The organism is Methylobacterium sp. Leaf89 (genome assembly GCF_001422215.1).
Classification (GTDB): Bacteria; Pseudomonadota; Alphaproteobacteria; order Rhizobiales; family Beijerinckiaceae; genus Methylobacterium.
Map to the genome: position 1 here is coordinate 1,148 of NZ_LMML01000023.1, position 19,876 is coordinate 21,023.

Genomic DNA, 19,876 nt, shown 5'->3' on the forward strand with positions numbered 1-19,876 from the left:
CGCTCCACAAAACACCGGCCTTGAAGCCCCGATCGTCCGGATCGTGGTTCATGACGCAGCCCCGCCGCCCGATCTGTTCACGGGCTGGCGGGGAGGATCGTCCATCTCACAGGCGAGCCGGTACGCAACGTGGCTCGCCGTCAGGATGCCGGCCTTCGGTTACCCGAAGGCTCACGGCCAATCCTCGTCCCGCGTGTCGATGTGGGACCGCCAATCGGGGATGCGCGTCCGTCCCGCGCTGCGGGTGCCGTGGCGGCCGAACCCTGCGCCGTCCCTCGAACGCAGAACGTCGCAGAGCGCCTGATACCGCCGTCGCCGGCCCGTCTCGGCTGTCGCCGACCGTCGTGAAGCGACCGGCGACCGCGCTGGCGGGCCGCCCTGCAGGCGATTCAGGGCTACGCGGCCTTGCCACGCCCCTTGGCCGTTGGCTGTGGCGCCTCGCTGCGATCGCCGACCCGGCCGAGGCCGATCGACTTTGCCAGGGCCGAACGCTGGGCGGCATAGTCCGGCGCGACCATCGGGTAGTCCGCCGGCAGGCCGTAGCGCTGACGGTAGCTGTGCGGATCGATGCCATGGCCGGTCAAGTGACGCTTGAGCGTCTTGTACGTCTTGCCGTCGAGGAAGCTGACGATACCTGCCGGCGTCACCGACTTGCGGATCTGTGCGGGCGTCGCCTTCTCGGGGGCCTCCTCCGGAACGGGCTCGGCCACCCCGGTGGTGAGCCGCGCGAGCGCCGCATGGACACTCCGAATCAGCCCCGCCAGCTCGGATGTCGGAAGCGAATTGTTCGCGACATAGGCGGAGACGATGTCACCGGCGAGGTCGACAAGATCGGAGTTCTGGTTGTCTGCGCTGTCCGTCATGCTACCATCTGGTTGTAATAAGCTCAGATAAAGGCATGATAGATCTAGGACTGATATTCAAGAGGGATGTGGTCTGCTTGCCCCGTTCGTACACACGCTATGACCTATAGCCTTTCCGAACGCGCTCAAGCTGTGCCATTAGGATCGAGGTACGAAAGGCCTTGGATCAAATATCCGAGACGCGATTCTGCGATGGTCGCGATCGGCCGATCCTTGAAACAAAAACGGCGAGGCTTTCGCCTCGCCGCTGGTCGCATCATAGAGGTGGAGGCTCAGCGAGCCGGGCCGCCCGAGGTCTGACCGTACTGCTGGACGGGGAAGCTCGGCTGGTTGGCGTTGCCCTCCTGGGCCGAGTCGTGGCCACGCACGGTGCGGATCGATCCGGTCGTGATCGCGTCGTAGCTGCGGCCCTCGAGTCCACCGGGCGCCGTCACGGTGGGGATGCCGGCGGGAGCGGTGTAACTCTGGGCCAGGGCGGGCGAAGCCATCGCGCCGACGCTCAGGACGACAGCAGCAACGGCAGAAGCAAGACGCATGTTCATGGCACAATCCACTTGGGTTTGCGCGGTCTCCGTCAAATGGCGGCGGGCCGTGACTTGTTCGGTGACCTTGATTTAGGCCTGCCTCGTCTGGAATGTCGTGCCGTTTGGCACTCAGGTATCGGACCCACCCTTCGGCCTCGGGAGTACGCCGTCATGATCCGCCCACGAACGACCGTGCCGTCCTCCGCCGCACCGCACAGTCCGGCGGCGCCGCCTGCGCCCCCATGGCAGGAGGCCATCGTGCCGATCGCGAAGGCCTTGCTGGATCTCGTCGCAGCGGTCGAGAGCGGCCCGACGGCCGGACCCGCGGTGAAGGCCTTCCAGGCCGCGATCCGGCGGAAGGGCGAGGACGCCTCGGCAGCCGGCGGCCCCGAAGCCATGGAGGCCGCGCTGCGCTGCGTCGCCGATGCCGCTCGGGACCGTGCCGCGCGACGCGAGCACATCATCGACGAGGCCTGGGCGGGCTTGACCGGCTGGCGGCCCGACGGTCGCTAGCGCGGAGGCCCGCAGTCGCCGTCGGAGAATCGCCACGGGCGGTCGTCCGGGTCGCCTCCACGGCGGCCATAGCCTGCTCCGTCGCCGTACGGCCGTCCCTCGTCGAACCGGCGAGATCCGCATGCCGGGACGCTCGGCGCCGACTCCCTCGTGGGCCGGACAGGCCACCGGCACCGGCCGGCGTCATCCGGCGTGAACCGTCAGAACGACTGAAGCCCGGCGGAGGGGTCGCGGGTTCTCTCGATCGCGGCCTGGATGAGATCCCGGAGCAGGTCGGGCGCGAGCTCCGGATCGTCCTGCGGGATGTCGGCCGCTTCCGAGGCCGACGTCAGACGCTTCAGGACGAGCCCGACGCGTTCTTCGACATGCCCGTTGAAGAAGGGATCGCTCCGGACGTGCTCGCTGATCCAGTCGCGAACGAAATTCGATGGGTTCTCAGCCATGATATGCCTTTGCTGGGCCGAGGGCGGCCCATGAGAGATCGAGGCCGGGCTCGGCGGAGCGCGCACGGCCTCCGCTCAGACCGTCGACATTGCGTGGGATTGGAAGAACCGGAGCATCTCACGGCTGGCATCCGGGCCGGCCGGGTCCGTGTAGGAGCCCGCAGGGTTGCCACCCGCCCAGGCGTGACCGCCTCCGTGGAGAACCCATTGTTCCGAGGTCCAGGGGCCGTCGGGCGCCGTCAGGATCGTCCGTGTGTAGGCCATGCCGCCCTCCGATCGCCCCGTGATGGTGCTGGTCTTGAACGGGACGTCCGGCCGCGCCTGCGCCATGGCCTGATCGCCGTTGACGGGCGACACGGTCCTGTCGTTGTCCCCATGGAAGACGATGGTCGGCACTTCATGCGCGAGACGGTGCAGCGCAGGCAGGGCTCCCCGGCGCATCGTCGAGAATGCGGTCGCCATCGACCCCGCCGATCCGCCTGCCAGACCGGAATGAATACCGACCGCCGCGTAAAGGTCCGGATAGGCGAGAGCCATCACGGCCGCCGCAGCGCCCCCCGAAGAGAGACCCGCGACGTAGACCCGTCCGGGGTCGACGCTGAATTCGCTCATGATCTGATGGGTCAGTCCCGCCAGAATGGAGGGCTCACCCCGGTCGCGCTGCTGGTCGCCGTCCCTGAACCAGTTCCAGCTCTTGGCCATGTTGGCGGATCTGGGCTGATCCGGATAGGCGACGAGGAAGCCGTGTTCCTCGGCGAGATGGTCCATCCGTGTTCCGATGGCGAAGTCGCGCGACGTCTGCGAGCAGCCATGCAGCATCACCACGAGGGGAAGGGCCGTTTCGCCATAGCTCGATGGCACGAACAGGTCATAGGCCCGGCTGCCGGCCTCGTTGCCGAACCGCCGCTGCAGCGCCTGCGGCCAGTCGATGGCCCGCTCACGGGTCATCGTTGGGGCCGTCCCGAGATATCCGGTCATGAGAACGCTTTCGCCGGCCAGGCCGCGTGAGGTGGTTCCGGTTCGACTACGGCAGGGCGCCGATCATGCCCTTGGCCTCGCTCATGGTGTTCTCGCAGGCGCGTTGCTGGCCCTGGCGATCCTCGCCGGATGCGCGCGCGATCAGGATGCGGGCCTCAGCGATGTGAGAGGCTGTCGAGAGGGTCTCGGGATCGGTCGGTGCATCGAGACGAACGGCACTGATGCCGCGCGGCGAACCCGTGCGAAGGGTGTGACCTTCCTGGAGGCCCGTGATCTGGATGGCTCCGGCACTGTCGAGCCGACGCTCGATCGTGCCGATCTGCTCCCCGCATGAAGAAGCGAGCGCCGGAAGCGGTGCGAGGGCAACGAAGGAAGCGAGGAGGGCGATCACGCGCATCGGGAGGACCTTTCGGGGTCGGCGCAGCATCGTGGGCGTCGCTCGGCGAGCGAACCGTCGATGCCGTCCCTCACCCGTCGATGCGAGGGTAGCGCCCCATCAACGAGCCACAACAACGTATGTTGCGGCGCAACAGGAAACGCAGGTCAGATGCGCGTTTGCCCGTGTGACGTCGAGGGAACGGCCGGAATCCACCCTGAGCAGGTCCCGGCCCCCTGCCTGGCAACGAAAGACCTTTTTCGATCTTCGGCATGACGCGCACGGGACTGGCCGACGACGCGCCGTCTCCCGATCGATGTCGCGCCCTCCGAAGGGCCATCTCGCCCGTCGGTTCTGCGGCTCCTCTGGACCCGGAGGACCAAATCAGCCTTCCCTCTCGGCTTTCTCCTTGGCCAGCCGCAACGCCTTGAGGCGTACCGTTTTGTCCTCGGTGGCCTGCTGGGTCGCGTCGTAGTCAGCGCGGGCCTCGCCCCCGGCGCGCGCCTTTTCCAGGTGCTTTGCAACCTTCGTTTCGCGACGATCCCGGGCGCCGCTGTCGTCGCTCGTCATGATGCTCTGCCTTCCAGCTGGTTCTCGATCGGGACGGGGCTACCGGTGACTGAACCCCGCCGGGCACGCGACCCGGCATGTCCGGCTGCGCTTGCCCTTCGGGACGAGGCGTTCGCCGGCATCGGGGCAGATCACCGCCGCAAGATAGACCCTGAAACCACGACGGCCCCCCAGTCGCCGAACTGGAGGGCCGTGAAGATCGCGTGGCTGTGAGGCAAGGTCACGGCCTTCGACAAGGCATACCGCGCCCTCGGGTGTCAAGGGAGAACACCGAGCCTCCCGTCGGGACATCGCGCCTGGACCCGATGGCGGCCCGCAAGGGACCGAGGCGGCCGCGCGAACGCTCGCGCAGCTGGAAGAGGCGTCGCGTCAGGTCCGGCAGAGGCACGGGGTCGCGCCCCTTGAGCGTCCCCGAGGCCCGGATCCTGGCCGAAACGCCCCCACGGGCCTGAAGCGGGCACATCCGGCCGGGCGATGAAGCAAACGAGATCCAGCCGGATCATTCGGGAGATTCGGAGGTTGGCTGAGTGAGACCCTTTTCAAAATCTGCGGAGAAACCCCCGATGAAAGCCCTCACATGGCAGAGCAGGGGCAAAATCTCCTGCGAGACCGTCCCCGATCCCAAGATCGAGCACGGCCGCGACGTCATCATCAAGGTGACCGCCTGCGCGATCTGCGGCTCCGACCTCCACCTCATGGGCGGCTTCATGCCCACGATGGAGTGTGGCGACGTCCTCGGCCACGAGACCATGGGCGAGGTCATCGAGGTCGGACGCGACAACCAGAAGCTCAAGGTCGGCGACCGGATCGTGGTGCCCTTCACCATCTGCTGCGGCGAGTGTCGGCAGTGCAAATGGGGCAACTGGAGCTGCTGCGAGCGCACCAACCCGAACGGCAAGCTGCAGGCGGAGACCTACGGCTATCCGCTCGCCGGCCTGTTCGGGTTCTCGCACATCACGGGGGGCTTCGCCGGTGGGCAGGCCGAGTACCTGCGGGTGCCCTACGCCGATGTCGGCCCCATCGTGGTGCCGGAGGGGCTCACCGACGAGCAGGTGCTGTTCCTCAGCGACATCTTCCCGACGGCCTACCAGGCCGCCGAGCACTGCGACATCGGTCCGGAAGACACGGTGGCGATCTGGGGCTGCGGCCCGGTCGGCGTGCTCGCGGTCAAGTGCTGCCTGATGCTGGGCGCCAAGCGCGTCATTGCCATCGACAGCGTCCCCGAGCGCCTGGCTCTCGCGCGGCAGGCCGGTGCCGAGACCATCGATCTGGCCACCGAGAACATCCAGGACACGCTCATGGAGATGACCCACGGCCTGGGTCCCGACTCGGTCATCGAGGCGGTCGGCATGGAGTCCCACGGCGCCGACACGACGCTGCAGAAGGTCTCCTCCGCCATCATGGAGCACACCGTCAGCCTGGAGCGCCCCTTCGCGCTGAACCAGGCGATCCTGGCCTGCCGTCCCGGCGGCAACGTCTCGATGCCGGGCGTCTTCGCCGGTCCGGTCGGTCCCGTCGCCCTGGGCGTCCTGATGAACAAGGGGCTGACCCTGAAGACAGGCCAGACCCACATGGTGCGCTACATGAAACCGCTGATGGAGCGCATCCAGAACGGTGACATCGATCCGTCCTTCATCATCAGCCATCGCTCCAGCAACCTGGAGGACGGCCCGGCCCTGTACGAGATGTTCCGGGACAAGAAGGACAACTGCACCAAGGTCGTGTTCAAACCGCACGGTTGAGCAGCCATCGACGGGGCCGGAGCGCCGACGCCATGCGTGCCGGTCCCGAACCAATAAGAACAAACGGAAGGAAACCGAATGCCGAACTCCACCTTCGATGAGCGCAACATCACGTGGCGGACGTTGGATTGGCTCCCGCACATCGCGTTTTTCGTCTACAAAGTCGACGAGGAGAACCGCATCGTCGATGTCGTGTTCAAGTTCGCGGCGAACCAGCGGGTGATGCTCCATCGGCACAAGTGCCCCTACGTCACCCTCGTGATGCAGGGCGAGCTTCGGTTCTACGGTGAGACTGGCGAGCCGAAAGAAGTTCGCCCCACCGGCAGCTTCGTCTCCGGCGCGGCGAACGGCGAACCGCACATGGAAGGCGGCGGCGATCAGGACGCCATCGTGTTCTTCAGCAACCGCAACATCGAGGACGCGCTCTACGAGTTCCTCGATGAGAGCGGAAACCCGGTCCAAGTCCTTGGTATCGCGGATTTCAAGGCTCAGCTCGAAGACCAGATTGCGACGGGAACGTTCGCGAAGGTCGCGGCCCGAGCGGCGTAGACGTCTCCACGGTGAAGAGTCCGGCGCTGCGGTCGACGGGCCATCGAACAGGCTGCCCACGAGGCTGGATGGCCTGTCCTGCAGCGGGCGGACCGAGCCGCGAGCCGAAGTGCCGGCCTTGCGCGCCCTGGTGCCAACCAGGGCGCCCCTGGTGTTTGGTCGGGAGTGGCTACCCGCGAAGAACGTCGAAGCGTGGGGCCACGCATTCGCGAGGCGAGTCCACCCCATCCCCATTGAAGGCGCCGATCCGGGCAGCCCGCAGCGCCTGCGCGCTCGGAAGGTCGGTGCCGTGACGGACCCGTTCAGCGCTGTGGCCGACCCGGTTCCGGCCGCAGGCGATGCGGAGGCGGATTTCGACGGATGGACCGACAGGCCGCGGAGACCTTCGCTGTGCGGAGGCCAAATTCCGACGGTCGGCAACGGACGGGGCAAGCCATTATCGACAGGGCCATTATCGACAAGACATGGACGGGGCTGCCGGAGCGGGGCCGGTGACCTCAGGCCGCCAGGCACGCTTCACGAGGGGGATCGGCGCCGGCACGCCGGGAAGACACGCGCGCTGGATGCGAAGCTCGAACAGCTTCGCGGTCAGCTCGAAGAACTCCTTCTCTTCCTGCACCACATCGCAGGAGACCTCGATCGCATCCAAGATATCGCCGATAAGCTGGGAAATTTCTCCTTCGCTTTTTTCAATTTGGCGATCCAAGTCCCAGGCCCGATCTGCGTTGTTCATGCTGATCTCCCATGCCTCGCCAATCGATCAACGTCGAGCCAAATCACCCCACTGTTCGCGTGAGCGTTTCACAGTTTTTAGACGGAAGGAACTGCAATTTTTGCAGATCAGCAAAGTGGGTGAACAGCGGCTGACACTGAAACATAGATCAATTTTGAGGCGCAGAGATGATCTGCCGTGGATAGTGCCTCAAGATGCAGCCGACGAGCACTTGCTCAACTCGGTGATGTATCGTTCGCGACATACACCTGACACGTAAGCGGCGCGGCTTTCGCCCCGCCACTGACCGTCCGAGATCCTGCAAGGGGCCGCTCGAGCCGACAGGCCATTCGGGAAAGAAGACCCGCTCCGGTCAAGAGTCGGCGCGGATCACCGAAGGCAGATCGGTGGGTTCGAGCCGTTACAGGCCCAGGAAGGCGTTGGCCGAGCCGACGATGGTGAAGACGAGCCCACCCGCGAAGACGGCGATCATGGCGTAGGAAAAGCCTTTCAGCAGCATGCCGGTGTCCCCCCTCCCGCGCTCAGCAGCGGTTCCCGCCCGAGGTCTGGCCGTATTGCTGGGTGGGGAAGTTCTGCTGGTTGGCATTGCCCTCGGCGGCCGAGCTCATCGGACAGCGATCGGGATTGCGCAGCGGCGCGATGCGGCGGCCGTCCAGAGATCCGGTGGTCTCAACGTCGTAGGGCGAGAACGTGGTGTAACGAGAGGGGCTGTCGTAAGCCATCGCGGACGGGATCGAGGCAACGCCAAGGACAAGGGCGGTGGCGAGGGCGGCGATACGGGTCTTCATTGAGGCTGACGCGCTCCTTTACAGTACGAACCAAGTCGCCAGCTCGTTTCTCTCTGTCTGAAAGGAGTATAGGTAGCCCTTGTCATTCCCGACGTGCCAGGAGACACGTGATGCGCCGGATTAAAGGCGGATGAGGGACATCTGGTCTCGGCCCTTCTGGCACGGGCCGCGGAAAGGATCGCCTAAAGCCCTGCGTTCGAACAAGGTATACCAGGATCAACGTCGGCGTTCGGGCCGATCGTGGTTCATGGGGCAGCGCTGGCAGAAGGCCGCGAGGTTTCCAGGCCCGGTATTCGCCGTGTCGTGATCGCGATGCCCGGTGGCCGGGACCCCGCGCGTGGTTCGGACGGTATCCGACGCGCATGTGGGATCGCGATTCCGATCCGTCTCATCCACCATGAGACTGCGGTTCGATTTTCCCGACAGAAACGGGGCGTCCCGACGCTGCACGAACCAGGTCTTGCGAGGATGCCGGGAAAACGACCGGATCCGAGACACGTCGATAAATAAGACCAAAGCCTGACGCGAACGGCTTGCGGACGCTCGCTGGCCGCAAACGGAACGTCAGGACCTAGCATTCCCGCAATCGACCGGCATGCTGTGCAACGATCACATTGCAATGATGTCGAGGATTGTGTTCTAAGCTACGGCGCAACCTTTCCGATCGAGGCTGCTTAGGTCGACATACTGACCGCAGGGCATGGCCCAGGAGGGCGCATGCTCAATCCGTTCATCCAGAAGCTCGGACGCCGTTTCGCACTCTCCCGGACTGACGAGAAGGCGCTCGAAAGCGCGAGTGCACACCTTCGTGGGGTTCACGCCCGCACCACCCTCATTTCGGAGGGGGACGTGCCGGATCACGTCCACCTCATCCAGAGAGGGTTTGCCTGCCGCTACAAGGTTCTTCCCGGCGGCGCACGGTCGATCGTCGCCTTTCTGATCCCCGGAGACTTCTGCGACCTGAACGTCTCGATCCTCGGCGCGATGGACCACTGCATCGGAACGATCAGTGCCTGCGACGTGGTGCGGATCCCCCGCTCGGTCGTGAACGATCTCACCGCGCGTCACCCGGCCTTGAACCACGCCCTGCAGTGGGCTGGCCTGGTCGACGAGGCGATCCTCCGGGAATGGCTGGTGTGCATGGGTCGGCGTTCGGCTGACCGGCAAGTCGCGCATCTGTTCTGCGAGCTCCTGGTCCGTCTGCAGACGGTCGGGCTCGCGACGGACAACAGCTACCCGTTCCCGCTCACCCAGCTCGACCTCGGTGATGCCATGGGGCTCTCGAACGTCCACATCAACCGCGTGCTGCAGGAGTTGCGGGGCCTGGGGCTGGTCGTCATCAAGGAGCGGCGGGTCACCCTACCGAACGTTGCAGCCATCCAGGGCTATGCGGGCTTCAATCCGAACTACCTTCACCTGCATCCGAAGGCTCCCCCTCACCCGGCCCTGTAGGACATCCGATGCGTCCTTAGGGACAAGACGCCACACCCATTTGTTAAATCTTTGGTCGGGCACGTGGCCTATGCTGCGAGGTATCGCGGCCATGTAGTCCCGGCCTTCCGCGCCTGTGAGACCCCGTGTGCTCCCGCCTGCTGCGCGTAGAGAACGCCGTGCCTCGCTACTTCTTCGATATTCATGACGGCAAAACGACTCGCGACGACGAGGGCATGGACCTTCGTGGTCCTGAGGAAGCGGCCCAGCACGCCAAATCGGTCTTGCCGGGGATCGTCGCACACGAGGTGCCCAAGGATGGCGAACACCAGGCCTTCTCGGTGCTGGTGACGGACGAGGACGGGCATCCGATCTACTCGGCTGCCATGACCTACACGGGCACCTGGCTCATCCGGTGAACAGGGTCTCGCACGCCGAATGAAACGCCGTGCCACGCCGCCGTGGTGTACGACGCCCGCGGCGATCCGGTACTGAACGGGCCGTTTTCGCCTTCAGGCGACGCGGAACAGGGGAAGGTCCCTTGCCGCGGCCGGCCGCTGGCCTCGCGGACAGCCTGCGGCGCGTTCATCCGATCGGATCGTTCCGTCCCTCTCGAGCTGCGCCGAGGGACATTCGCGGTCGCGCATCCTGTCGCGGAGTCGTCGGTCGATCATCCAGCCTTCCCGACAGAGGAATTTTGAACAGACAACACGGTGATCGTATCGCGTTCGTCATGCATGACCTTGCACGCGAAACGCCGCCCGTCCGCCTGTGTTGGTGGAGTGTAGCGCTGCGGTCTCGCGCATCGGATGCTGAGACGAAGCATTGATTGAACCACACAGCAAACGCCGGCGTCGATTTGATCTTTCGTTTGGCAGAGTCTGCATTTCTTCAAGCCCGCGCTGGCAATCGCTTTAGAACTCTCCGGCCAACCCCGCGCGGACGCCCTGCTGATTGGCCTGGCTGTAGCTGTAGCCGGCCGTCAGCGCGATCGGGATCGTGGTATCCAGCCGATGCGCCAGCCCGACCCCTCCGGCCCACTCGCCCCGGAACGTGGCGCCGTTGAGCGTCCAGCTTGTCTTGCCGGGCTGCGACGGCATGGAGGCCGAGGTCATCGCCATGGCGGCAGCGATGCCTTGGCGCGCTTCACGCCGCGTTGCCGTGGCATACTGGCCGATGCCGTTGATCTGCGCCCCCAGGGTCTCAACCTGGTTCGCCAAGCCTGCGATATGGCCAGGTCCATAGTCGGAGGTCGCTAGGTTGCCGGCGGCATCGGCGGTCACGAACGCGGTGGCGCCCGTCTGGACCGCCCTGCTCTGCGAAGAGCCGACCCCGGCCAAGGTGTAGCTGCTGCGCTGCGAGCCGATGGCGATCTGATTGGCCCGAGCCGTGGCGACACCCGCTCCGATCGCAATGGCATTGTCCTGCTTCGCCACGGCCCCCCGTCCCAGGGCGATCGCGTCGGAACCTTGCGCGCTCGCATTCATCCCGACGGCCGTGGCGCCCGCGCCAGCGGCATTTGCCGAGCGGCCAAGGGCCGTGCTGTTCTCCGCCGTCGCGCTGGCGAAGGCACCGAAGGCCGAGGCTTCGTTCCCGCTGGCCAGCGTGTTGTAGCCGACGGCCGTGGTCGGGTCCGCGATCGCCCGTGCCCCGTAGCCGATGGCCGTCGATCCATCCCAGGTCGCCTGAGCCGCCGTGCCGATGGCGGTGGTCGCGGCAGCCATCGCCTGGCTGCCTTGTCCGAAGGCTGCGCTGTCGGCGCCGCTGGCGAGGCTGCTCGCACCGACGGCCGTCGTCCGGTCCCCTGCCGCCGCGCTGTCATGGCCGATGCTGGTCGTGCCTTCGCCCCGTGAGGTGGTCATGGAGCCCACGGCAACGCTCGCGACCCCCACGGCCATGGCCCCGTAACCGCTGGCATAGGCATCGGCGCCGGAGGCGACCGGCTTGACCGCGCCACGGGTGTTGTTCGACCGGACCGGGAAGTCCTGAAGCTTGGCTTCGACGGCCTGCGCCGTCGTGTTGAGCTGGCCAAGGTTGACCGCATCACCCGCGGCCTTGCCGTCGGCGACGCCGCTGACCTGCCGCGGCCCCTCCGTGCCGGACACGCTGACGACGGTTCCACCGGCCTGTGCCGCGACGGTGACGGCTCCCCCCGAGCCCGTCGGCGACAGGCTCACCGAACCGCCGGAGGTGCTGGATTGGAGAGAGGCCATCTGCTGCGCCACCGCCCCGATGTCCGTGGCGTTGCGGGCCAAAGCCGTATCGACGGCGCTGAGGGCGCTGCCGACATCGGTGTAGGTGCTGCCGCGAATGCTGTAGCTCGGCCGGGTCCAGCCACCGACGGCATCGAAGCGCGCCCCGCCCCCCAGCATGCCGGCAAGCTGGGTGTTCGTGGCAAAGAGCTGCCCGCCGTTGATCGCATCGGTGGAACCGCTGCCGAGGCCGCCCCCGGCGACATTGACGATGCGCCGCTCGGCGCCGACGCGTCCGATGGAGAGCGTGTCCGCCTGATCCGCAAGCGCGCCGTTGCCCAGCGCAACGGCGCGCGCTGCCGTGACCGTCGCCCCCTGGCCGAGCGCCAGGGCATCACGGGCCGTCACGGACGGCGCCGCGAGGCCGGAGGGATTGCTCGTGGCCAGCGGCAGATCGCCGATGCGGGTGCCGACCCCCGTCACCGCCGCATCCAGCTGGGCGAGCGTGACGGCATCGTTGCCGGCGGTTCCCGCGGCGAGCCCCCTCAGCGTCCGGGTGCCCTGCGAACCCGTGAGATCGACGACGTTGCCGCCCGTCCCTGCGGCCACCGTGATGCCGCCGCTGGCCCCCTGCTGTTGCACGAGACCGATCGCGCCATCGTCCAGGCTGCCGCGCAGGGCGGTCAGCGACGTCGAGAGCGCGCTCACCTGCTGGTTCGTATTGTAGAGTTGGCCGCCATTGACCGCGTCGGTCGACCCCGAGGCGAGCGTGCCGCCGGCCAGGTTCACGATGCGGCGCTCGGCTCCGGGAGCACCGACCGAGACCGTATCCGCCTGCGTCGCGACCGAGCCGCTGCCGAGCGCCACCGAGCGCGCCGCGCCCGCCGCGGCACCGTAGCCCAGGGCAACCGCATCGCCCCCGGTCGCCGCGGCGATCGGCAGACCGGACTGGCCGTTGATGGCGACGCCTGGGGAACTTCCCGTGCTCACGTTCGTCAGGGCCGCGCTGAGCTGGCCGACATTGACGGCATCGTTGGCGCTCAGGCCGGCGGCCACACCGGTGATGCGCCGATCGCCCGCACGCCCCGACAGGCTGATCTGGGTCCCGTTCGTAGTCGCACCGACGCTGAGATTACGGCTCGCCGGATCCTGCTGAACGAGTCCGAGGGTGCCGTCGGCGAGGCCGGTCTGCAGGCTGGAGAGCCCCGCCGACACGCCCGTCAGATGGGTCGTGTTCGCGGTCACCTGCCCCTGGAGGTTCGTGACCGTGATGGCATTGGCCGAGCCGGCGCGCTGGAGGGCCGCGATCCCGGTGCTGTTTCCCTCCGTTCGGGCATCGAGGGCGCCGATGGCGCCCGAGACGGTGCCATAGCCGAGCCCGGCCACCGTGAAGGTCGGACCCGTGAAGGTTCCGGTGGCCGGATCGAAGGCCGCGCCCCCACCCAGAGCTTGACCGACGCCCGTCAGGCCTCCCTGCACGCCCGTGAGCCGTCCGGTGGTCGCCGCCAGGGCTTCGTTCGTGGCATGGAGCTGCCGTCCGGTGACGGCGTCGCTCGAGGCGGCCGTCAACGCCCCATCGCTGACGTTGACGATGCGGCGGGTCGCTCCGGCCGCGCCGACGGACAGGGTATCGGCGCCATCGGCGATCGAGCCGGCGCCGAGGGCGATGCTGCGCGCGCCCGTGGCCTGTGCGCCGTAGCCGACACCGACCGCGTCACGGCCCGTCGCCAGCGGCAGGGCGCCACCCGAGAGATTGTCGCTCGCGAGCGCCGGCGCTCCACCCCCACCGAGGCCGGCCACGATGGTATTGAGCTGAGCCAGATTGACGGCGTCATTGGCGCCCGTTGCAGCGGCCACGCCGGTCACACGGCGATCGGCCCCCCGCCCCCCGACGCTGACGAGGCTCCCACCGGTATCGCCGGCAACCGTGACGGTTCCTGCGGCACCATTTTGCTGGACGAGGCCGACGCTGCCGTTGGCCAGCCCGATCTGCAGGTTGGCGAGACTGTTCGCGGTGCCGGCAAGGCCGTTCGCGTTCGTCGTGGTTTGGCCCTGTAGCGTGCTCAGGCTCGCGGTGGTGTTGGCGATCTCGCTCGTGTGGGCACTCACCTGGCCCTGGAGACTGGCGAGGCCGACGGCGTTGCCCGCAACCGCCTGGTTCGTGGCATGGAGTTGCCCACCGTTGATGGCGTCCGTCGAGTTGGTCGCGACCGTGCCGGCCGCCATGCCCGAGACCTGACGGGGCCCCGCGGTCCCGGCCACGCTGATCCGGCCCCCATCGGTGCCACTGCCGACCGAGAGGTCGCGGGTGATCGCGTTCTGCTGCACGAGACCGATCGTTCCGCTCTGGACACCGGCGCGCAGGCTGGTGAGGTCGCCGGTCGTGCTCGCAAGGGACGTCGCCGTCGTGCCCAGCTGCCCCTGCAGGGTCCCCAGCGAGGCATTGAGGGTGGTGGTCGTACTCGTGAGCTGGCCCTGCACGCTGGTGATGGCCGCGGTGTTGCCCGCAAGGGCCTGGTTCGTGGCGTTGAGCTGCGCGCCGTTCACCGCATCGGTCGAGCCCGCACTCACGGATCCCGACGCGACACCGCTGAGCTGGCGCGCGCCGAGGGTTCCGGCGATGCTCACGCGCGTGCCATCCGTCGCGGCGCCCAGAGTCAGGGTGCGGCTGGTCGGATCCTGGTTGAGGAGCCCGAGCGAACTGCTGCCGACGACGGTCTGCAGGCTGGCGAGGCCAGCGCTGTTCGATGCCAGTTGCTGGTTCGTGGCGTAGAGTTGCGCCCCGTTGACGGCGTCCGTCGAACCACCGGCGACGAGACCGGGCGCCAAGCCATGGATCCCGACGGCGCCGAGCATGCCGCCCTTGCTGAGATCGATCGAGGCGGTCGCCGCACCGCCGCTTCCCGGGACGTACTGGACCGAAAGGGTGTCGAGCGCCCCGAGAGCACCGCCGATTGACGCGTACGCGGTCCCGCCGATGCTGTAGCTCGGAGCCTGATAGCCCCCCGTGACGGCATCGAAGCCGGCGCCGCCGCCCAGGGACGACGCGAGGGCCTGGCCGGACGTGCGCAGCTGCGTGAGAGTGACGGCATCGTTGCCATTGATCCCGGCACTCACACCCGTCACACGCCGGTCTCCACTCAGCCCCGAGAGGCTCAGCAGCGTTCCGTCGGTCCCCTTGCCGATCGTCAGCGTGCGCGCGACCGCATCCTGCTGGACATGGTTGGGCAGGCTCGTGACCTGGTTCTGCAGGGTCTGCAGACCGGCAGCCGTGCTCGTGATCGCCGCGGTGTTGCCGGTAACGCGAAGGTCGAGAGCGCCGAGGGCCTCGCCGACGTTGGTGAAGGAACTGCCCTGGACGGTGAAGCTCGGCGCCGTGAAGAGCCCGGTGGTGGCGTCGAACTTGGCGCCCCCTCCGAGTCCGCTGGCGAGATTGCCGCCGACACTGGAGAGCTGCCGCAGATTGACGGCGTCGGTGGGCTTCGTCCCGCCGGCGACGTTGATGATCTGCCGCTCCGCGCCGGCATCGCCGATCGAGACGGCACCGCTGGTGGAGGCGACCGTGGTCCCGCTGAAGCTCTCGACGGCTCCGCCGAGTCCGGGTCGGTTGGCGACGGATCCGCTGCCGAGGGCGACCGCGCCTGCCGCGCCGACGGTCGTGCGCGCACCCAGAGCGAGGGCGGCGACCGCTGCGCTGTGCGCGTCGGTGCCGAGGGCGATGCCATCGTCGGCGCTGACGCTCCCACGCAACCCGATCGCCAGGGCTTGATTGGCCGTGACGGTGGCGCTCGATCCCAGCGCGATCGCGTTGGCCTTACCTGCGGCCGTGACGGAGCCGCTCCCCAGGGCGATGGAGGTGACGTCGCCCGCGCTCGCCACGGTCCCGGTCAGGCTGCCGAGACCGGTGATGCGGCCGCCACCGATCGCCAGGCCCTTGCTGGCGTCGAGGGTCAGGCTGGAGGCGCTGAGATTGCAGCCGGCGGGACTGTTGACGCTGACGAGGTTGCCGTTGGCGTCGAAGACGCCGACGCGCAAGGTCACATCCGACAGGGGCGCAATGATCCCCTGATTGATGTTGTCGACCAAGCCCGTCAGCGTCGTGCTCACCGCGCCCAGCAGCCCCCCCGACGCAATCGGCGTGGGAGACGTCAGATGGGGTAATCGTACGCCAAGTCCCGCACACACATCGACCAGAGACGTCGACTGCGCCTGCGCCTGCGCGGCGGTGGCGCACAACACAGCCGCCAAGCTTGTCGACGAGAGGCTTAAACCGCGAAATGCGCAGGTTGCTCCGGCCCGTTGATCACGCTCCGGGCCCACACCGCGCGCACTGATTGATCCGATCCACATCATCGCCTGAACCATCGACCCTGATATGATCGATGTTAATAACCCAGCTGGTTAATAGATTTATAATTCGAGGGATGGCTCGAAAATATTCGTTCGGGTCTCAATCGCCCCGATAAGTTTGCAACAGGTACTCGTTCGCCAATAGCAAATTTTTACCAGGAAGGCCTGCGCGTCCTACCAGATAAATCAGAACTAACCATGCCAACTGAGTAATCCAAATAAAAATCTGCGTAAAGCGATCTATTACCCCGTGAGAAGAACGACCCTCCAATCTATAGTTTCGATCTTCTGCAGTCGCGCTTGCGCAATATGCATTATAATAACATGATTATGTTTTTGATATCTTCGCGTATTACCGGAATAAATGTCCTACATTATGGCGAAAGACGAGATCTAGCATTAGAAACAAATTTTCACTTATGATTATTTTGAAATATATATCAATTTATCAAAAGCATGCGATCATGACAATTTGTAATAGTAAGGCGCCGTTGATCGTTGTCTTGCTGTTTCGCAACAAAATGTATTTATGACTCCGACCCTACCGGGACCCTCGCTTCCAGTCGCATGTCCAACCCTCTGATCCAAAAGCTCGAACGCCGCTTTGACCTCTCCGGGGCCGACAGGGCCTGCCTCGAGGGACTGAAAGCCCACCTCGTCCCGGTCCGCGCGCGCAGCGCCATCATCCGACAGGGCGATGCGCCGGATCATGTTCATCTGATCCACAGTGGTTTTGCGTGCCGCTACAAAGCCCTGCCGGATGGCAGTCGGTTGATCTTGAGCTTCCTGATTCCGGGAGACATTTGCGATTTCAACGCGCATTTCTTGGGGTCTATGGATTATTCGGTTCGCACCCTGAGCGACTGTGAAATCATAAAGATCCCGCTCAAAGAATTGAGCGACCTTACCGCGCGCAGCCCGACCCTGGATTATGGCTTTCGCTGGATCAGTCTCATCGACGAGAGCATCCTGCGAGAGTGGCTTGTGCTGGCGAAGCGTCGCTCAGCGGAAAAACAGGTCGCACATTTGTTTTGTGAATTCCTCGCGCGCCTCGAAGCCGTTGGTCTCACGGAGGGCGATCGGTATGGCCTTCCTTTGACCCAGGCCGATATTGGTGACGCAACCGGTCTTTCGACCGTCCATGTCAATCGCATGCTGCAGCGACTGAGGGTCGAAAAACTCGTCGAGTTCAAGAATAAGCACGTCACGATCCTGAATTCGAAAGCACTGAGAGATTTTTCGGAGTTTGACGAGCACTATCTTCACCTTCGACCAAAATTAGCACTCACGTAAATTCGTGCAGGCACATCGAAGCGCGTCCATTGATTGGACGATGCCTGTTCCGGAGGTTTTCTCCGGTTCTTCCAGGGGGATGGAAAATCTTGCACCCGTCCCTGGCGTAGGCCCCGACGAGACCTATGTGCTCCTACCGGATACATCCGGAGGTCGCAGTGCCCCGCTACTTCTTTGACACGCATGATCGTGTGATGACGCGCGATGAAGACGGGACGGAGCTTGCTGGTCCTGACGAAGCAGCCCAGGAGGCGAAGAAGTTACTGCCTCTCATCGCAGCCGGTGCGGTGCCGGCAGATGGAGAACGTCAAGCCTTCACGGTGATGGTGACGGATGAGGAAGGTCGTCCGATCTACTCGGCCGCCTTATCGTATGTCGGAACGTGGCTTGTTCGGTGAGGGATCGCAGCCTGCAGGGCCGAGAAGCGCACCGCAGCGGGCGGTCGCGAGGCGGGTGCCGAACCGAAAGCCAAGGAGCGCAGCACGGCCGCCGAGGAGCCCGTCCGCGTGAGGGGTTGGCGCTTCAGGATTGAGGTCGGGATCCGGGATGCCTGTCGGCCAGGCTGAGCAGGTCGCCTTCGCCAACGGGAGGAGGTTGCGGGCGCTGGAGATCATGGCCCATTCGCCCCGAACCTGGGCGAACCCGCGCAGCAGGAACTGCCGGACGCTTCTGGCTTGCTGGATTGGTCCGAAAACCGGCTCGACGACCTGCCTTCTCGGGCAGTCGCGGCTCCGGCGGCCAGCGCGCTTCAGGCGTGCGGCCATGGCGCGGACAGGTTCGACCCGTTGGCAAAGCCGGCATCGCCCGAGACCTCACGCGGCTTCCGACCGAGATGAGCGCGGACCGCATCGACGGCGATCCCGCCGTCGTGGTCCTGAAAGCGTACGGGCCTCGGCGATCGCCGTCGAGCAGGAGCGCCACCATCGTGCCGGGATGGTCGGGCGGGTCGCCGCGCTCCTCGGTATGGGTGTCGCGGATGGCCGAGAGGTCGAGGGCTTCTCGCCCCGTGTCGCGCTCGAAATGCGCCCTCGGCCCAGGCGGCACGAACTCAATGCGGCGACGGCGGCAGAAGCCGGCCCTGATCGACCTTCCACGCCCGAAGCATCTTGGCCTTGGGCCCAGTGAACCACCGCAAAGCGCAGCCATCGAGAGGATTACTCGGGCAGGCTTCCAGGTGGCAAAACTGTCCGCCTTTGGCCTCTGCCAAGTTATCCATCGATGAACGGTCCGAATGCATTTGAGGATCGCCTTTTTCCAAGAACAGGCATCCGCGCGCCCCGATCGTCTGGGTCGATGACATCCGTGTTGATGGTCGGATTCATGGCGGGCACTTCCCCGGGCGAAAGTTCCGCTGCCTGCCGCATGTAAGCCGCGTGTCGATCAGAGCAATCGCACTTCGAATGAGCAGGGCATAGAGCTTGCTGATTACATTTTGAGATGATTTCGAGTGTAGGGTAGGCTGGCTCGCTAACCTACGCTGTCAATGTTCTTTTAAGCGCAGGCGTTTAAGCGGTGGGCGACTATCGCATAGGATACGCCGGTGCTTGGACGTCTCAGAGTTGCAGCGACGATCGTCGGGCTCTGCTCGATTTTGACCATCACGCAGGCGCAGGCGGAGGAGCACGTCCTCAGGCTCGGCTTCCTCTTCGCCCAGAGTTCGCAGCTCGGAGCAGGTGCCGAGCGCTTCTCCAAGGAAGTCGCCAAGCGCACCGGCAACGCGTATCGCGTCGAGCTGTATCCGAACGGCGCGGTCGGTGGCGAAGTCGAGATGGCGGAGGAGCTCCGCCTCGGGCACCTCGATATGGCCTTCATCACGAGTGCGCCCTTCTCCAGCATCATCCCGGAATTCGGGATCTTCGACATCCCGTTCCTGTTTCGCGATGCGGGCCATGCCCACGCCGTCTTCGACGGCGCGGTCGGGCAGGATTACCTGAAGAGGTTCCAGCAAAAGGGCATGATCGCGCTCGCCTGGGGCGAGAACGGCATGCGCCACATCACCAACTCCAAGCACCCGGTCACCAATCCCGAGGACCTGAAAGGCCTCTCGATGCGGGTGCCGCAGTCGGACATCATGCTCACGGGCTTTCGAAGCCTCGGCGTGAAGGCGGAGCCGCTGGCCTTCCCGGCCCTCTACGGCGCTCTGCAATCCGGGCAGTTCGACGGGCAGGAGAACCCGATCGCGGTGATCTCGGCCTCCCATTTCAACAAGGTTCAGAAGCACCTGACCCTGAGCGGCCACGTTTACTCCTGGGCCGTCATGGTCATGTCGAAGACGGCCTGGGATTCCCTGGACCCTGCCGAACAGAAGGCCTTCACCGAGGCGGCCCGGGCCGCCGGCCAGGTGTCCCGCGAGGCGGCCGGGCGCGCCGAACGGGAGGGCGTGGACGAACTGCGCAAGGCCGGGATGAACGTGGTCGCCTCGGTCGATCGCGCAGCCTTCGAGCAGAGCCTGCAATCCGTGACCGCCGGATTCAGCGCCAAGTTCGGCGCCGAGACGATCCGCCAGATCAAGTCCATCCGCTGACGCTTTC

General features: G+C 65.7%; 18 protein-coding genes and 1 pseudogene. 9 read left to right on the top strand and 10 right to left on the bottom strand.

Annotated features, from left to right (window positions below; all coding sequences use genetic code 11):
- Positions 1-304 (top strand): hypothetical protein (locus tag ASF18_RS24380; protein ID WP_210166754.1); only part of this gene is annotated, 304 nt, incomplete at its 5' end.
- A 91-nt stretch (positions 305-395) separates the two neighbouring features.
- On the opposite strand, the gene ASF18_RS08140 is transcribed toward ASF18_RS24380, so the two are convergent.
- Both ASF18_RS08140 and ASF18_RS08145 read right to left on the bottom strand, forming a co-directional pair.
- Entirely contained in the window at positions 396-863 is a 468-nt protein-coding gene (locus ASF18_RS08140) for a MucR family transcriptional regulator (protein WP_056350718.1), read from the bottom strand.
- 272 nt (positions 864-1,135) lie between these two features.
- Positions 1,136-1,405: a hypothetical protein gene (locus ASF18_RS08145; protein ID WP_056216254.1), complete on the bottom strand. Its 270-nt coding sequence runs from the start codon at positions 1,403-1,405 to the stop codon at positions 1,136-1,138.
- A gap of 240 nt (positions 1,406-1,645) precedes the next feature.
- Between ASF18_RS08145 and ASF18_RS08150 the strand changes: the two genes are divergently transcribed.
- On the top strand, positions 1,646-1,900 hold the full coding sequence (locus ASF18_RS08150; protein WP_056277584.1) for a hypothetical protein: 255 nt from the start codon (positions 1,646-1,648) through the stop codon (positions 1,898-1,900).
- 200 nt (positions 1,901-2,100) lie between these two features.
- On the opposite strand, the gene ASF18_RS08155 is transcribed toward ASF18_RS08150, so the two are convergent.
- The 4 genes from ASF18_RS08155 to ASF18_RS08170 all read right to left on the bottom strand — a co-directional run bounded on the left by ASF18_RS08155 (position 2,101) and on the right by ASF18_RS08170 (position 4,267).
- On the bottom strand, positions 2,101-2,343 hold the full coding sequence (locus tag ASF18_RS08155; RefSeq protein WP_056216251.1) for a hypothetical protein: 243 nt from the start codon (positions 2,341-2,343) through the stop codon (positions 2,101-2,103).
- Positions 2,344-2,418: 75 nt separating this feature from the next.
- Positions 2,419-3,291 (bottom strand): PHB depolymerase family esterase, encoded by an 873-nt coding sequence (locus ASF18_RS08160; protein ID WP_244472628.1) that lies wholly within the window; start codon positions 3,289-3,291, stop codon positions 2,419-2,421.
- A gap of 76 nt (positions 3,292-3,367) precedes the next feature.
- Positions 3,368-3,718, bottom strand: a complete 351-nt coding sequence (locus ASF18_RS08165) for a hypothetical protein (protein WP_056216247.1) — start codon at positions 3,716-3,718, stop codon at positions 3,368-3,370.
- Between the two features lie 363 nt (positions 3,719-4,081).
- The gene (locus ASF18_RS08170; RefSeq protein WP_056216245.1) at positions 4,082-4,267 is read right to left on the bottom strand and encodes a hypothetical protein; all 186 of its coding nucleotides are present in this window, start codon (positions 4,265-4,267) and stop codon (positions 4,082-4,084) included.
- Between the two features lie 563 nt (positions 4,268-4,830).
- On the opposite strand from ASF18_RS08170, the gene ASF18_RS08175 reads away from it, so the two are divergent.
- Together ASF18_RS08175 and ASF18_RS08180 are read left to right on the top strand one after the other, a co-directional pair.
- Positions 4,831-6,009 (top strand): zinc-dependent alcohol dehydrogenase, encoded by a 1,179-nt coding sequence (locus ASF18_RS08175; RefSeq protein WP_056216243.1) that lies wholly within the window; start codon positions 4,831-4,833, stop codon positions 6,007-6,009.
- 78 nt (positions 6,010-6,087) lie between these two features.
- Positions 6,088-6,558, top strand: coding sequence for a hypothetical protein (locus ASF18_RS08180; RefSeq protein ID WP_056277575.1), 471 nt, complete (start codon positions 6,088-6,090; stop codon positions 6,556-6,558).
- 451 nt (positions 6,559-7,009) lie between these two features.
- Here the strand turns inward: ASF18_RS08180 and ASF18_RS08185 are convergent, their stop codons facing one another.
- Both ASF18_RS08185 and ASF18_RS08190 read right to left on the bottom strand, forming a co-directional pair.
- The gene (locus ASF18_RS08185) at positions 7,010-7,291 is read right to left on the bottom strand and encodes a hypothetical protein (protein WP_156649726.1); all 282 of its coding nucleotides are present in this window, start codon (positions 7,289-7,291) and stop codon (positions 7,010-7,012) included.
- A gap of 521 nt (positions 7,292-7,812) precedes the next feature.
- Positions 7,813-8,079, bottom strand: a complete 267-nt coding sequence (locus tag ASF18_RS08190; RefSeq protein ID WP_056350723.1) for a hypothetical protein — start codon at positions 8,077-8,079, stop codon at positions 7,813-7,815.
- Between the two features lie 717 nt (positions 8,080-8,796).
- Here ASF18_RS08190 and ASF18_RS08195 point away from each other — a divergent pair.
- A complete protein-coding gene (locus ASF18_RS08195; protein WP_056350725.1) occupies positions 8,797-9,531 on the top strand; it encodes a Crp/Fnr family transcriptional regulator in 735 nt (244 codons plus the stop codon).
- A 158-nt stretch (positions 9,532-9,689) separates the two neighbouring features.
- Entirely contained in the window at positions 9,690-9,929 is a 240-nt protein-coding gene (locus ASF18_RS08200) for a hypothetical protein (protein WP_056351009.1), read from the top strand.
- 495 nt (positions 9,930-10,424) lie between these two features.
- On the opposite strand, the gene ASF18_RS08205 is transcribed toward ASF18_RS08200, so the two are convergent.
- Positions 10,425-15,809 carry a hypothetical protein gene (locus ASF18_RS08205; protein ID WP_056350727.1) on the bottom strand — a complete coding sequence of 1,795 codons (5,385 nt, stop codon included), beginning with the start codon at positions 15,807-15,809 and terminating at the stop codon, positions 10,425-10,427.
- A gap of 810 nt (positions 15,810-16,619) precedes the next feature.
- Here ASF18_RS08205 and ASF18_RS08210 point away from each other — a divergent pair.
- A complete protein-coding gene (locus ASF18_RS08210; RefSeq protein ID WP_056350730.1) occupies positions 16,620-17,345 on the top strand; it encodes a Crp/Fnr family transcriptional regulator in 726 nt (241 codons plus the stop codon).
- A gap of 158 nt (positions 17,346-17,503) precedes the next feature.
- Positions 17,504-17,743 carry a hypothetical protein gene (locus ASF18_RS22890; RefSeq protein ID WP_082487324.1) on the top strand — a complete coding sequence of 80 codons (240 nt, stop codon included), beginning with the start codon at positions 17,504-17,506 and terminating at the stop codon, positions 17,741-17,743.
- Between the two features lie 174 nt (positions 17,744-17,917).
- On the opposite strand, the pseudogene ASF18_RS22895 reads toward ASF18_RS22890, so the two are convergent.
- Positions 17,918-18,450 (bottom strand): annotated as a pseudogene (locus ASF18_RS22895) (transposase); the annotation flags it as partial.
- Positions 18,451-18,885: 435 nt separating this feature from the next.
- Here ASF18_RS22895 and ASF18_RS08215 point away from each other — a divergent pair.
- The gene (locus tag ASF18_RS08215; protein WP_056350732.1) at positions 18,886-19,869 is read left to right on the top strand and encodes a DctP family TRAP transporter solute-binding subunit; all 984 of its coding nucleotides are present in this window, start codon (positions 18,886-18,888) and stop codon (positions 19,867-19,869) included.
- Positions 19,870-19,876 lie beyond the last annotated feature (7 nt).